This window comes from Bacillus songklensis (assembly GCF_042649685.1).
Taxonomy (GTDB): Bacteria; Bacillota; Bacilli; order Bacillales; family Bacillaceae_H; genus Bacillus_BA; species Bacillus_BA songklensis.
The window spans coordinates 199,788-213,421 of sequence record NZ_JBHRZT010000020.1 but is presented as its reverse complement, the minus strand read 5'-3'; the positions used below and the strand labels follow the sequence as shown (position 1 = coordinate 213,421).

The following is a 13,634-nucleotide window of genomic DNA, read 5'->3' as shown; positions in this document are numbered from 1 at the left end:
GTTTTTTAATTTGTCCATTTACCCAAAGGCATATTACTGTCTTTGGGTTTTTGTGTCTTTGTTTTTATATCCTCAATTGATAAAGACAATTTATACCTAAAACCTCATTCTTTTCTCATTCTCCGTCCTTAATGGATATGGAGGAGTGAGTAAAATGAATCAGTCACAAAATGTTTCCACGTTTTTAGAAGATTCTTTCCATCATTTAACAATTCCCATTGCAAGAAAAATGTATTTAGATGCCTTAACGCCGGTTGAGATGTTTCAACGCTTACAGGAAGAAGCCGTGTATTTGCTCGAAAGCAATGATTCTAGTTCCCCATGGGGCAATTATTCCTTTATCGGCTTGAATCCCTTCTTATACTTGGAAGAGGAAAAGGGAACGTTTCGCTTAAGCGATGCCAACCATCAGCCTTTTTGCGAAAAAGGAAGTTTTAAAGAAATCTTTGACGAATCGTTAAAAATCTTAAAGTTAAAGCAGGTGGATATTCCTCTCCCGTTTAAAGGGGGAGCAGTCGGTTACATGGGGTATGATGCAGTTTCCATGGTGGAGAACATTTCTCTTCCAGCCAATAACGACCTTGCCATGAAACGTTTTTACTTTGTCTATTGCGAAACAATTTTGGCCTATCATCATCAACAAAAAGAGCTGACAATGATTCATTATGTGCGTTTAAACGGGCAGGAAACGGAGCAAGAGAAAAGATCCATTTATGAAAAGGCCATCGGAAAAATGAATGACTATATTAAACAGCTAAGTGACTCAACAGTAAAAGCGGCACCGCTGGTGTTTGAGTCGAATCAAGGAGAAGTAGATTTTACAGCCGTTCAATCGACATATGAAAAAGAAAAGTTTTTACAGGATGTTGACACAATCAAAGAATACATTCGGAGCGGCGACATTTTTCAGGCCGTGTTATCGCAACGGTTCGAGATGCCGGTAAATGTATCCGGTTTTCAAATTTATCGTGTATTGCGCCTTGTCAATCCTTCTCCTTATTTGTTTTACATTAAAGTGGAGGGAGCGGAGTTAGTCGGGAGTTCACCTGAAAGGTTGATCCAAATCGAAAACGGGCACCTTGAAATTCATCCGATTGCCGGGACAAGACGGCGAGGGAGAACAAAAGAAGAAGAACAAAAACTCCAACAAGATTTGCTGCATGACCAAAAGGAACAAGCGGAGCATTATATGCTTGTGGACCTGGCAAGAAACGATATTGGAAGAGTTGCCCAATATGGTTCGGTACAGACACCTGTTTTAATGGAGCTTGTCACATTCTCTCATGTGATGCATCTCATCTCCAAAGTCACAGGCCGTTTAGCGGAAAATGTTCACCCTGTTGATGCGCTGTTTTCAGCATTTCCTGCCGGTACAGTTTCCGGTGCTCCTAAAATACGCGCGATGCAAATTTTGAGCGAGCTTGAGCCGACAGCAAGAAATGTATATGCAGGAACGGTGGCTTATTTGGATTTCGACGGAAACATCGATTCATGCATTGCCATCCGTACGATTATGTTGAAGGATGAGCGTGCCTATGTTCAAGCAGGAGCCGGTATTGTCGCTGATTCCATCCCTGAGCTTGAGTGGAAAGAAACCCGCAATAAAGCCAGCGCTTTAATCCGGACAATTCAACTTGCTAATCAATTGTACGAAGAGAAGGGGGATCTTTATGTTTCAAGATTTGCTTAAAAAATGTGTGAAAGGTGAAACGCTAACGGCTTATGAAGCGGAGAAGCTCATGGATGAAATTATGGAGGGGGAAACAACGCCTGTACAAATCGCCAGCTTGCTTACATTGCTGACATACCGGGGTGAAACAGTAGAAGAGATTACAGGATTTGTCCGCGGGATGAGAAAGAAAATGATTCCGATTAACGTAAACACAGATGATGTTGTAGATACATGCGGGACAGGAGGGGATGGCGCCTCAACATTCAATATTTCAACTGCAAGTGCCATCGTGGCTTCTTCCCTCGGGGTGAAAATCACGAAGCATGGCAATCGCGCCGTTTCATCCAAAAGCGGGAGCGCAGATGTATTGGAACGTCTTGGGATTCCGATCCAAGCAACAGAAGAACAGGCCATCCGCTCTCTTGAACAGACAGGGATGACGTTTTTATTTGCGCCGATGTATCACCCGGCAATGAAGCACGCGGCACAGCCCCGCAAAGAACTTGGATTCCGTACCGTGTTTAATGCCCTTGGCCCTCTCGCCAATCCGGCTCGCTGCAAAAGACAGGTAATAGGGGTGTACTCTTTGCCTTTGGCCAAGAAGCTGGCGGAAACGTTAGTAAAGCTGGAGGCCCGGCATGTCATGCTGGTGGTGGGAAGAGATGGTTTGGATGAGATAAGTGCCACTGCTGAGACCGATGTTGTGGAGGTAAAAAACGGGAAAATATCTCAATATGTCATCAAGCCAGAAGATTTCAATTTAAGAAGAGGCGATATGGCGCATATGGTCGTCCAAAATGCGGAGGAAAGCGCTGAAATGATTATAGATGTATTGCAAAACAAAGGAAATAAAAGTGCGACAAATGCCGTGTTGTTGAATGCGGCAGCGGCGCTTTACGTAGCCGGAAAAGCGGATTCTTTGCTGCAAGGCGTTCATTTGGCCCGTTACTCGCTTGACAGCGGGACAGCGTATCGTCAGCTTTTAGCATTACGGAATGATGAGGTGGTTCAACATGCTTAAACAAATTATTGAAACGAAAAAAGAGGAAGTAAAAAAACTAGTTCTTCCAGAGATACAAAACGTACCTAAAAAATCTTTCTATAAAGCGCTTGCTGCACCTCGTCGGGAAGTGGCTCTTATTGCCGAGGTCAAAAAGGCTTCTCCTTCAAAAGGAGTAATCCAGCCAAACTTTCATCCGCTCCAAGTTGCCTCACAGTACGACAAGGCAGGGGCCGATGCCATTTCTGTTCTGACGGATGAACAATATTTCCAAGGCAGCACTGACTACCTAACCCTAATCAAAAAGAATATTGAACGTCCTGTATTGCGCAAAGATTTTATTATTGATTCACGTCAAATAGAAGAAAGCGTGAGAATCGGCGCCGATGCCATTCTTTTGATCGGAGAAGCTTTGGAGCCCACACAGCTTCAAGAATTTTATGAAGAAGCGCAAGAAAAGGGGATGGATTGTTTAGTTGAAGTTCATAGTACCAAAACACTTGAGGGGATTTTGCGCTTATTCCAGCCGAACATCGTTGGAGTGAACAACCGGGATTTGCATACGTTTCAGACAACCATTCAGCAAACAATCGACATTGCCAAGTCCATTCCAAGCGGCAGCTTGCTCGTGAGCGAGAGCGGAATCAATCATCACCGCGATATTGTGAGAGTGAAAGAAGCAGGGGCTGGAGCGATTCTTGTAGGCGAATCGCTCATGAGAAAAGAAAATCAAGTCGAAGCTGTATTTGAGTTGTTTGGAGAGAGCACTTATGCAGATTCTTAAATATTGCGGTATGACATGTGAAGAGGACTATCAGCTCGTGTTAACGAGCAAAGCTACTCATATCGGTTTCATTTTCGCAAAAGAAAGCAAGCGATATGTAGAACCAGAAGAGGTAAGGCGATGGGTGACGAAATTCGGCAAGGGCCAAAAAAAGCTTGTTGGAGTATTTGTCAATGAATCGATGGAGCAAGTGTGGAACACAGCCTTACAGGTGCCTCTTGATGTCATTCAGCTTCATGGTGCTGAAACGATAGAAGACGTCCGGGGATTGAAAACGCAAGGGGCGGCTGAAGTTTGGAAGGCCATCCCTCATTCTGATCAAACGATTGAGAAAATGCAGGAATACGCTGATGTGGTCGATGCCTTTTTGATTGACAGTAAAGTAAAGGGACAATTCGGCGGAACAGGACAGGCATTCAATTGGGGATTTGTCCCTGTTTACCAAAGATTTGCTAAAACGGCAGGAATCCCTTGCATCATAGCGGGAGGAATTGATGCTGACAATATGGTGCAGTTATCTTCTTATGGCATAGACGGAATAGATGTATCAAGCGGAATCGAAACAAATGGGCGGAAAGATGGCGAAAAAATACAAAAAATAGAAAGGGAGATACCTCATGACATATCAAGTTCCAGATGAATTCGGGAGATTTGGAGAGTTTGGAGGAAAGTATGTACCGGAAACACTCATGTACCCGTTAGAAGAAGTAGAAACAGCGTTGGATAAAGCGATGGCTGACCCGGAGTTTTTGAATGAATACATCCACCTGCTGAAGGAATATTCAGGCAGACCGACTGCACTGACATACGCCGGAAATGTAACCAAAAAATTGGGGGGCGCAAAAATCTATTTGAAGCGTGAAGATTTAAACCATACGGGGGCTCATAAAATCAACAACGCGATTGGCCAGGCGCTGCTGGCCAAACGTATGGGCAAGACAAAGCTGATCGCAGAGACGGGTGCGGGACAGCATGGGGTTGCAACGGCTACAGTCGCCGCTAAGTTCGGCATGGAGTGCAAAGTGTTCATGGGAGCTGAAGACATTGAACGCCAGGCACTGAATGTGTTTCGCATGAAACTTTTAGGGGCTGAAGTCATTCCTGTTTATTCGGGAACGAAGACACTGAAGGATGCCACAAACGAAGCGATCCGCTACTGGGTACAGCATTGTGAAGACCATTTCTATTTGATTGGATCCGCTATCGGTCCTCATCCGTATCCGAAAATGGTGCGTAATTTTCAAAAAGTGATTGGGGAAGAGGCAAAACAGCAATTTTTAAAAGTGGAAGGAACACTGCCGTCAGTTGTTGTGGCTTGTGTCGGCGGCGGGAGCAACGCAATTGGTATGTTTTATGATTTCATTCAAGAAGATGTGAAATTGATCGGGGTCGAAGCCGGGGGGAAGGGGCTGAATACGAATTTGCACGCAGCTAAAATGGCGCAAGGGACAAAAGGGGTCATTCATGGCACGCTGACTTATTTGCTTCAGGATGAAAACGGCCAAATTACCGAACCGTATTCGATTTCTGCCGGACTGGATTATCCGGGAATTGGTCCTGAACACTCATATTTATCAAGCATCGACCGGGTGAGCTATGAGAGTGTGACAGACGAAGAAGCAATCGAGGCACTTCAGTTTCTCACAAAAGAAGAAGGCATCATTCCGGCGATTGAGTCGGCTCATGCTCTTGCGAAGGCATTTCAATTGGCCCCGACTTTAACGAATGGGCAATCCATTTTAGTGTGCTTATCCGGCCGCGGTGATAAAGATGTACATTCCTTAATTTCATTACTTGAGGGGGAGACGAAAAATGACAACAACGTTTCAGAAGCGCTTACCGCAGAAAAATAACTTATTTATTCCGTTTATTACAGCGGGTGATCCGCATCCTGATGTAACGGTCGATTTAGCGGTCACATTGCAAAAAGCGGGAGCTTCCATATTGGAATTGGGGGTGCCGTACTCGGACCCGCTTGCGGACGGCCCCGTCATTCAAGAAGCATCCAAACGAGCATTAAGCAATGGAATGTCCATTAAGAAAGCGATGGAGCTTGTGCCGAGGATGAGAAAAAAAGGACTGCAAATTCCGGTCATCCTCTTTACCTATTTTAATCCTGTGTTACAATTAGGATTAGAACACTTTTTCACTTTACTGCAAGAAAATGAGATGGATGGAGTGCTTATTCCCGACTTGCCGTATGAAGAAAGTGAAGAAGTCCGCAGGCTCGCAAAAGAACATAATGTTGTATATGTATCAATGGTGGCTCCGACGTCTAAAGATCGCATTCACAAAATTGCAAAAAGTGCAGAAGGGTTTTTGTATTGCGTGTCATCTTTGGGAGTCACAGGTATGAGATCGGAGCTGCCTGAAGGGATTTCCACTTTTCTTCAAGAGGTAAAATCTTCAACGAACATTCCGATAGCCGTTGGATTCGGCATTTCGGCGGCGAATCAAGTAGAGCTGCTCAAAGGTGAATGTGACGGTATTGTCATCGGAAGCGCGATTGTTCATAAGATTGCTAGTTTAGAAACGTCCCTTCTCGAGGAGGAAACGAGGGAACGGTCGCTCCAAGATTTTCAGGAATACGTAACTTCTATCATTTCGCCTATTATCACATGCGAGGTGTAAGATAGTTGAAGGTAAAAGAACAGTTACTCACATTATCTCCGTATAAGCCGGGGAAGCCAATCGAAGAAGTCAAGAAAGAGTATGGCTTGCGTGAAGTCATTAAATTGGCATCGAACGAAAACCCATATGGTTGCTCACCGAACGTGAAGGCTGCAATCGAAGCGGAATTGGAAAATATGGCATTATATCCGGACGGCTATGCTGCTGTTTTGCGCGAAAAACTAGCCAAACATCTTCAGGTAAACGAGAAGCAACTGATTTTCGGAAATGGATCGGACGAGGTCATTCAAGTTATTTGTCGTGCTCTATTATCTCCTGACACAAACACGGTAATGGCAACTCCTACATTTTCGCAATATCGCCATAATGCAATTATTGAAGGAGCGGAAATTCGTGAGGTGCCGCTTATCGATGGCGATCATGACTTACAAGGGATGTTGGGAGCAATAGATGAGAACACTCGTGTCGTGTGGGTATGTACCCCGAATAATCCGACTGGTACATATGTCAATGAAGACACATTAATATCGTTTTTAGATAAAGTCCCAACCTCTGTTCTTGTCGTGTTAGATGAGGCGTATTATGAGTATGTGAGTGCTCCTGATTTTCCGGAAAGTGTCCCATTGTTGGAGAAGTATCCAAACTTAATGATTTTAAGAACGTTCTCAAAAGCGTACGGCTTAGCTTCGCTGCGTGTCGGATACGGCATTGCCAATGAAGAGTTTTTACAGCAAATCGAACCTGCAAGAGAGCCGTTTAATACAAATAGAATTGCACAAGCAGCTGCCTATGCGGCTTTAGGAGATCAAGAGTTTATTAAAAGCTGCAAGCAGCTGAACAATGAAGGGTTGCAGCAGTTTTATGAATTTTGCCAGCAGCATCAATTGAGTTATTATCCTTCTGAAACCAATTTTATTTTAATCGATTTTAACCGTCCGGGAGATGAAGTGTTTCAATATTTATTAGAAAGAGGCGTTATCGTACGCTCTGGAAATGCGCTTGGCTTCCCGACTTCTGTACGCATTACAGTAGGATCAAAACAACAAAATGAAAAAATTATTTCATTGCTTGAGCAGTATATCCAATAAAGCGAAACTCAATCGGGAATCTTTATCCTCCTTGGAGGATTTATTCCCAACGAATCGAGAGTTAGTTGAACAAATCGGGCTCTTATGGGCAGTTTTATCTCCTGCTCAGCGCAGCTTGAAGTGGAGTCTTACTGCCCGTTAGAGTGGGATAAAAGGAATGGGCGTGGAGATTTGTGTTTTTATTGCATTCTTCATGAAGATTCATTCATGGGGTGTTCTGAAGCCAACGGTCTTTTCATGGTTTTGGGACACCCTCCTTTCCTATTTTTCATCTATGTGAAAAAATCAAAACATATGGTGTTTAAGATTTGAGGTGCCCAAATTGGAAAAGAGCGTTTTTGTCATCGGCTTAGGTTTAATTGGCGGATCACTTGCACTTGCCATCAAAGCGGAATATCCCCAGACCACCATCATTGGGTTCGATGTGAACGAGGAACAGCTGAAACTGGCAAAGTCGCTGAAAGTGGTGGATGAAGCAACTTCTTCATTGGAAGAGGGAGTAAGGGACGCTGATTTCATTATCATTGCTGTACCGGTTACTCAGGCAGAGCATGTATTAGTTGAACTTTCTTCTTTACCTTTAAAACAAGACGTGATTGTGACGGATGTCGGAAGTACAAAAAAGCAAATCGTGGAAAAGAGTGAGCTGTTAGCAAATCAAGGGATTCGCTTTATCGGGGGACATCCGATGGCTGGTTCGCATAAAAGCGGCGTAACGGCTGCTAAAGCTCATTTATTTGAAAATGCTTTTTATATATTGACACCTTCTGCAGAAGCGTCAAAAGATGATATTCATGTTTTAACTCACTTATTGAAGGGGACGAAAGCCAACTTTATTACGTTGTCTCCTGAAGAACATGATCGGATTGCGGGTGTCATCAGCCATTTTCCGCATATCATTGCTGCCAGCCTTGTTCATCAAACGGAAAAATATCAGCGTCAGCATGAGCTTGTGACAAAACTCGCAGCAGGAGGATTCAGGGATATTACGCGCATTGCTTCAAGCAGTCCCGCTATGTGGCGCGATATTTTATTGCATAATAAAGAAGCGCTTCTTTCCATGTTTGAACAATGGTTAGATGAAATGAACGATGTTCGTAATATGATTGAAAAAGGAGATGCGGAACGAATTTACCACTATTTCTCTAAAGCGAAGCAATTTCGTGACGGATTGCCTGTGAGAGCGAGAGGAGCCATTCCTTCGTTTTACGATTTGTATGTGGATGTTCCCGATTATCCTGGTATTATATCAGAGGTAACGGGTTATCTTGCTGAAGAAAAGATTAGTATTACCAATATTCGCATTCTGGAGACGAGGGAGGACATTTACGGGGTTTTACGTTTGAGCTTCCAGACAGAGGAAGATCGTAAAAAAGCCCAAAATTGTCTTCAGTTGCACTCTTATGAAACATTCATCCAGCTCTAAGATGCTGGTTTAAAAGTACAAAAAACATACTTTCGGACCGGCATCCTGAACATGGACTGTCATAAAAAATGAAGAAGGACGGTGTTTATTGATGCAGCAACGCACATTGCTTACAAATATTGATGGTCTTCAAGGGAGGATTTCCGTTCCAGGAGATAAATCCATTTCTCATCGCGCCGTGATGTTCGGAGCGCTTGCGGAAGGAAAAACAACGATCCATCACTTTCTTCCGGGTGAAGATTGTTTAAGTACCATTGACTGTTTTCGTAAAATGGGTGTTTCAATTGTTCAAGAAAACAATTATGTGGAAGTAGAAGGAAAAGGAATAGCAGGTCTTAAAGAGCCTTCAGAAATTTTAAATGTCGGAAATTCAGGTACTACAACGAGACTTATTTTAGGGATCTTATCAGGCTTGCCGTTTCACGCCTGTTTAATCGGCGATGATTCCATCGCAAAAAGACCGATGGGACGTGTCACGGTTCCTCTCCGTTCAATGGGGGCCAAAATCGATGGGCGCGAAAATGGCCAGTTTACACCTCTTTCTATACGAGGAGGGACATTGAAGGGAATCCATTATCATTCACCTGTTGCCAGCGCCCAGGTCAAATCTGCTCTCTTATTGGCCGGCTTGAGTGCAGAAGGGAAAACGAGTGTAACAGAACCGGAAAAATCACGTGATCATACAGAACGCATGCTGCAAGCTTTTGGCGTTCAAGTGGAGGTAGATGGCAATACAGTATCGGTTGAGGGAGGACAGCCGCTTAAAGCGACAACGATTCATGTACCCGGCGATATTTCCTCTGCTGCCTTCTTTCTTGTGGCAGGTGCTGTCGTGCCTAACAGCCGTATTGAATTACATAATGTGGGGCTCAATCCGACACGTACAGGCATCATTGATGTTCTAAAGGAAATGGGAGCCAATCTAGAAATCCGAAATGAAGAAATCAGGAACGGGGAACCGGTAGGGGATCTTGTGATTTCTACTTCCGATTTAAAAGGAATTGAAATAGGCGGGGACATCATCCCGCGTCTTATTGATGAAATCCCGATCATCGCATTGCTCGCTACTCAAGCGGATGGAAAAACGATTATTAAAGATGCCCAAGAATTAAAAGTAAAAGAAACGAATCGGATTGATACGGTAGCGACTGAACTGGAAAAACTCGGTGCCCGTATCACACCGACTGAGGACGGCATGATCATTGAAGGCAAAACAAAGCTTCATGGTGATCTTGTAGACAGTCATGGTGATCACCGTATCGGTATGATGCTGGCCATTGCTGCTTGTATAGCTGACGGTAAGATGGCACTTCAAAATGATCAGGCCATTGCTGTATCGTATCCTCCGTTTTTTGAGCATCTGCAAAATCTTGTTGTGAAAAAATGACCGTGTGTTTTACGCACGGTTATTTTTCTTTTAAGGGAGGAAATCGGTTGCTTTCTGGCGATTATGTAGAATAGTTGAATAAATGACGATTGTCCATTATCATAAACATATCTTTTACTATAAGCTATGTTAAAGTTTGATGTGAAATGAACATGTTGAACGAATGAGCCAAACATGTTAAAGCTAACATTGTTTTTTAACAAAATCTTACTATAAGCCTTTCGGGTATCAGAAAAACTGTAAAGGATTCACTTTTAAGACAATCTATTTTATGACATCTTGGACCTCGGGAGTTTCGCTGATATATATCGTTATGGAAAGAATAAAGAGTCTGGTATTAAAGGGAGATTGAATAATGACGGAATTAGAAAAGGCAATTTCTTATATTGAAAACGATGAAGTAGAGAAAGGGCTGAATCTGCTTCATCAAATTAAAAAAGAGGCATCGCCGGAAGAAAAGTTTCTTATAGCAGAAAAGTTATATAGCTGGGGGTTAGTAAATGACGCGCTTGAAATCATCGATGAACTGTTGGAGTTTTTCCCGCTGGAAGGGGAGCTTCTTCTTTTAAAGGCAGAAATTCTCATTGACCGTGATGATGAAGAGCAGGCAATTGAGCTGTTGAATGACATAGAAAGTGATGACCCTATCTATGTACAGTCCTTATTGCTGCTTGCCGATCTTTATCAAATGCAGGGATTGAACGAAGTGAGTGAAGCGAAGCTTTTAAAAGCAAAGAAACTGCTCCCGCATGAACCTGTTATTGATTTCGGTCTAGCAGAGTTTTATTTAAGTATTGGGCAATATAACAAGGCTGTATCTTACTACCATTCTTTATTAAAACAAAATCAGGGTTCTTTCAATGGAGTCGACTTGCATCAGCGTTTGGCCGAATGTTTATGCGCGATGGGGCAATTTGAAGAATCATTGCCTCATTTCGATGAAGCATTAAAAAACAAATTAGAGATCAATACATTGTTTGAATATGCATTTGCTGCTCTGCAAGGGGAATATTATCAAACGGCAATCGAAAAATTTAATGAATTGAAAGAAATCGATCCCGAATACCATTCTCTCTATTTGCATTTAGCTAAAGCGTATGAACATGAGGACATGTTAAACGAAGCATACCAAGTGATAACAGAAGGAATTTCTCAAGATGAATTTAATAAAGAGCTGTTTATGTATAAAGGGAAAATAGCCTTAAAGCTTGGGAAAGAAGAGCAGGCGGAAGAAGCATTTAAACAGGCCATCGCCCTGGATCCCGGCTACATTGAAGCGATTTTAACTTTATCAAAGTTGTTTTTCAGTCAGGAAAGATATGAGAGTGTAATCGACAATATTCAAACAGCCATCAGTTATAATGAATATGATCCGCACTTTGAATGGGATTTGGCAAAAGCATATCAGGAAACGGAACAATATGAAGATGCATTAAAACATTACGAAACGGCATATAATTTATTTAAAGATCAACATGCTTTTTTGGAAGACTACGGTTATTTTTTGTTAGAGGAAGGACAGCGTGAAAAAGCAAAAGAAGTATTTAACAAGCTTTTAGAATTGGATCCAGCGTCAGTGGAAATTCAAGACATACTTTTTCAATTAGAAGAATAAATAATAGTTCAAAGGATTTTTTTTCATTCATGTGGAATATGTATTCCTAAAGATTTAAAACAGAGGAGGGAAGTAGAGATGGCCACCCCTGTTTCTGTCAACGAGAAAAAAGAGTTTGTTCGTTGGTTTTTAACGAATTATCAATTGAAGCGTCGTGAATGCGTCTGGATATTGAATTATTTGATGAGTCACGATCAATTAATGAGGAAAGTCCACTTCGTAGAACAAGCACAATTTTGTCCAAGGGGAATGATTATGTCTACACACTGTGTAGATGACCCGCCATTCCGTTTTTATAAGGAAAATGTTATGACAACAGATGCAGAGAAATCATTTCATGACATCCGTTTAAACAGGGATGAAGATATTTACATTCAATTAAATTTTCGTTCTTCTTTTTTATCTCCTCAATACGTCGCTGTGTTGGAAGAAAACCCGTATATGCCAAAAAATATACAGGCAAATGAGAAGGATCGGGTCCTGGTGGAAAAAATCCTGGAGGAATCCATTCTGTCTTTCCAGCGTTCCAAAATTATGGAGCTTATTGATGAGGCGCTCGATAACCACGATGAGGAAGAATTTAAACGGCTAACGGATTATTTGAACAAACATTATCGTTCCTCATAGAAAGGAGAGACCTGGGCGGGTCTCTCCTTTTAGGTTAAAAAGATAGAAATCGGATAAAGATGAAGAACAATCGGAAAATCGCCTTTCACCTTGCTTTTTAGTCAGGTGAAAGGCGATTTTTCGCTGAGGTGAGGCAGTCCTGCATAGTGAAATATTCTCGTGTTGGGACCGTGATTGTTTCTTCTTTTTGGAAAGAATTTATGATATGTTACATACTGTACAACTTTGAAAGAGGTGGCCGTGTATGAAATGGATAACAGAAGATGTAGATATGTTTTTAAAAGAAAGGGATTACGTAGACACCGTGTTAATCCCGATGATTCCTCTTGATTTCAAAACCAACGTGAAATCTACTGCAGCGATGGGAGAGTACATTTTCGCACTTACACAGGAAATGGAGCGCCAATTCAAAGGAAGAGTAATGCTGCTTCCTTCCTTTACCTATTTAAAAGGCGAAAATGTCCAAACGTATAAAAATGAAATAGTAAAGTGGGTTCAGCATTTACAAGAACAAGGATTCCAGCATATTTTTCTCATGACAAGCGACAATGAATGGAGAGAAATAGAACTAGAATTACAAAGCATGCTTTTATGGCTTCCGGCACTTCCTTTAGAAAATTTAGACGCTCAATATAAATTTAAGGTAATCCAAGAGCAAGTGAAACAGCTCATTCCACTTTTTATCGATAAATGGCAAGGTTAAAATTGTAATTGCTTTCATATGAAAATATGTAAAAATATGATAAAAATAGAAAAAGTCACATGTTTGCCAAGTTTAAACCAAATGACTGTATTGACCTTGGATAAATATTGATATATCATGAGAATGTCCTAGTTTTATATGTTCATGGTGTGTCCAGATGGACTCAACTTTTTATAGAGGGGGGAAAAGCATGAGCGAGAAAAAGCATCGGGTATCAAGAAGACAATTTTTGAATTATACCCTAACTGGTGTTGGTGGATTCATGGCTGCTGGTATGTTAATGCCGATGGTTCGTTTTGCCTTAGACCCTGTGTTGCGCCCAACTGCCGGACAGGATTTGGTGGCGGTTACACAAGTCAAAGACATTACGAATGAACCGCAGCGTTTCGACTTTAAAGTAAAAGTAGTCGATGCATGGCATGAAGCAGACGAGCCTAGATCTGCTTGGGTTTACAAGAACGACAAAGGGGAAATTGTTGCATTATCACCAGTGTGTAAGCATCTTGGCTGTACCGTAAACTGGAACGGCGACAAGAAAAAGCCAAATCATTTCTATTGTCCATGTCATGGGGGGCTTTATACGAAGGATGGCAAAAACGTGCCTGGAACGCCGCCGGTCAAAGGACTGGATATTTATGTGCAAAAGGTAAAGGACGGTACTTTATATTTAGGCAAAGCCAAACCGAGAGAGGGGGCGTAAT

At 42.2% G+C, this 13,634-nt stretch carries 13 protein-coding genes; all 13 read left to right on the top strand.

What is annotated here, in order from left to right; translation table 11 throughout:
• Window positions 1–154: 154 nt before the first annotated feature.
• The 13 genes from trpE (at window position 155) to ACFOU2_RS03995 (ending at window position 13,633) form a co-directional block, all read left to right on the top strand.
• Entirely contained in the window at window positions 155–1,690 is a 1,536-nt protein-coding gene (gene trpE / locus ACFOU2_RS04055) for an anthranilate synthase component I (protein ID WP_377912445.1), read from the top strand.
• Window positions 1,671–2,693, top strand: coding sequence for an anthranilate phosphoribosyltransferase (gene trpD / locus ACFOU2_RS04050; RefSeq protein WP_377912443.1), 1,023 nt, complete (start codon window positions 1,671–1,673; stop codon window positions 2,691–2,693). Before trpE ends, trpD begins: the two co-directional genes overlap by 20 nt.
• Window positions 2,686–3,456, top strand: a complete 771-nt coding sequence (gene trpC, locus ACFOU2_RS04045) for an indole-3-glycerol phosphate synthase TrpC (protein ID WP_377912441.1) — start codon at window positions 2,686–2,688, stop codon at window positions 3,454–3,456. Before trpD ends, trpC begins: the two co-directional genes overlap by 8 nt.
• Window positions 3,443–4,096: a phosphoribosylanthranilate isomerase gene (locus ACFOU2_RS04040; RefSeq protein ID WP_377912439.1), complete on the top strand. Its 654-nt coding sequence runs from the start codon at window positions 3,443–3,445 to the stop codon at window positions 4,094–4,096. Before trpC ends, ACFOU2_RS04040 begins: the two co-directional genes overlap by 14 nt.
• Window positions 4,074–5,309 (top strand): tryptophan synthase subunit beta, encoded by a 1,236-nt coding sequence (gene trpB, locus ACFOU2_RS04035; RefSeq protein ID WP_377912437.1) that lies wholly within the window; start codon window positions 4,074–4,076, stop codon window positions 5,307–5,309. The genes ACFOU2_RS04040 and trpB overlap by 23 nt, the downstream gene beginning before the upstream one ends.
• Window positions 5,269–6,087 carry a tryptophan synthase subunit alpha gene (trpA, locus tag ACFOU2_RS04030; protein WP_377912435.1) on the top strand — a complete coding sequence of 273 codons (819 nt, stop codon included), beginning with the start codon at window positions 5,269–5,271 and terminating at the stop codon, window positions 6,085–6,087. Before trpB ends, trpA begins: the two co-directional genes overlap by 41 nt.
• 5 nt (window positions 6,088–6,092) lie before the next feature.
• A complete protein-coding gene (hisC, locus tag ACFOU2_RS04025) occupies window positions 6,093–7,175 on the top strand; it encodes a histidinol-phosphate transaminase (protein ID WP_377912433.1) in 1,083 nt (360 codons plus the stop codon).
• 322 nt (window positions 7,176–7,497) lie between these two features.
• Complete coding sequence (locus tag ACFOU2_RS04020) at window positions 7,498–8,601, top strand: prephenate dehydrogenase (RefSeq protein WP_377912431.1); 1,104 nt, start codon at window positions 7,498–7,500, stop codon at window positions 8,599–8,601.
• A gap of 91 nt (window positions 8,602–8,692) precedes the next feature.
• A complete protein-coding gene (aroA, locus tag ACFOU2_RS04015) occupies window positions 8,693–9,988 on the top strand; it encodes a 3-phosphoshikimate 1-carboxyvinyltransferase (RefSeq protein ID WP_377912429.1) in 1,296 nt (431 codons plus the stop codon).
• A 355-nt stretch (window positions 9,989–10,343) separates the two neighbouring features.
• Entirely contained in the window at window positions 10,344–11,603 is a 1,260-nt protein-coding gene (locus ACFOU2_RS04010; protein ID WP_377912427.1) for a tetratricopeptide repeat protein, read from the top strand.
• Window positions 11,604–11,681: 78 nt separating this feature from the next.
• A complete protein-coding gene (locus ACFOU2_RS04005; RefSeq protein WP_377912425.1) occupies window positions 11,682–12,230 on the top strand; it encodes a ReoY family proteolytic degradation factor in 549 nt (182 codons plus the stop codon).
• A 244-nt stretch (window positions 12,231–12,474) separates the two neighbouring features.
• Window positions 12,475–12,933 (top strand): YpiF family protein, encoded by a 459-nt coding sequence (locus ACFOU2_RS04000; protein WP_377912423.1) that lies wholly within the window; start codon window positions 12,475–12,477, stop codon window positions 12,931–12,933.
• Between the two features lie 190 nt (window positions 12,934–13,123).
• Complete coding sequence (locus tag ACFOU2_RS03995) at window positions 13,124–13,633, top strand: QcrA and Rieske domain-containing protein (protein WP_377913570.1); 510 nt, start codon at window positions 13,124–13,126, stop codon at window positions 13,631–13,633.
• The last annotated feature ends 1 nt before the right edge of the window (window position 13,634 follow it).

Excerpts from the sequence above, each read along its gene's own strand:
- trpE (WP_377912445.1), top strand. The coding sequence starts at position 155 with ATGAATCAGTCACAAAATGTTTCCACGTTTTTAGAAGATTCTTTCCAT.
- trpD (WP_377912443.1), top strand. The coding sequence starts at position 1,671 with ATGTTTCAAGATTTGCTTAAAAAATGTGTGAAAGGTGAAACGCTAACG.
- trpC (WP_377912441.1), top strand. The coding sequence starts at position 2,686 with ATGCTTAAACAAATTATTGAAACGAAAAAAGAGGAAGTAAAAAAACTA.
- ACFOU2_RS04040 (WP_377912439.1), top strand. The coding sequence starts at position 3,443 with ATGCAGATTCTTAAATATTGCGGTATGACATGTGAAGAGGACTATCAG.
- trpB (WP_377912437.1), top strand. The coding sequence starts at position 4,074 with ATGACATATCAAGTTCCAGATGAATTCGGGAGATTTGGAGAGTTTGGA.
- trpA (WP_377912435.1), top strand. The coding sequence starts at position 5,269 with ATGACAACAACGTTTCAGAAGCGCTTACCGCAGAAAAATAACTTATTT.
- aroA (WP_377912429.1), top strand. The coding sequence starts at position 8,693 with ATGCAGCAACGCACATTGCTTACAAATATTGATGGTCTTCAAGGGAGG.
- ACFOU2_RS04010 (WP_377912427.1), top strand. The coding sequence starts at position 10,344 with ATGACGGAATTAGAAAAGGCAATTTCTTATATTGAAAACGATGAAGTA.
- ACFOU2_RS04005 (WP_377912425.1), top strand. The coding sequence starts at position 11,682 with ATGGCCACCCCTGTTTCTGTCAACGAGAAAAAAGAGTTTGTTCGTTGG.
- ACFOU2_RS04000 (WP_377912423.1), top strand. The coding sequence starts at position 12,475 with ATGAAATGGATAACAGAAGATGTAGATATGTTTTTAAAAGAAAGGGAT.
- ACFOU2_RS03995 (WP_377913570.1), top strand. The coding sequence starts at position 13,124 with ATGAGCGAGAAAAAGCATCGGGTATCAAGAAGACAATTTTTGAATTAT.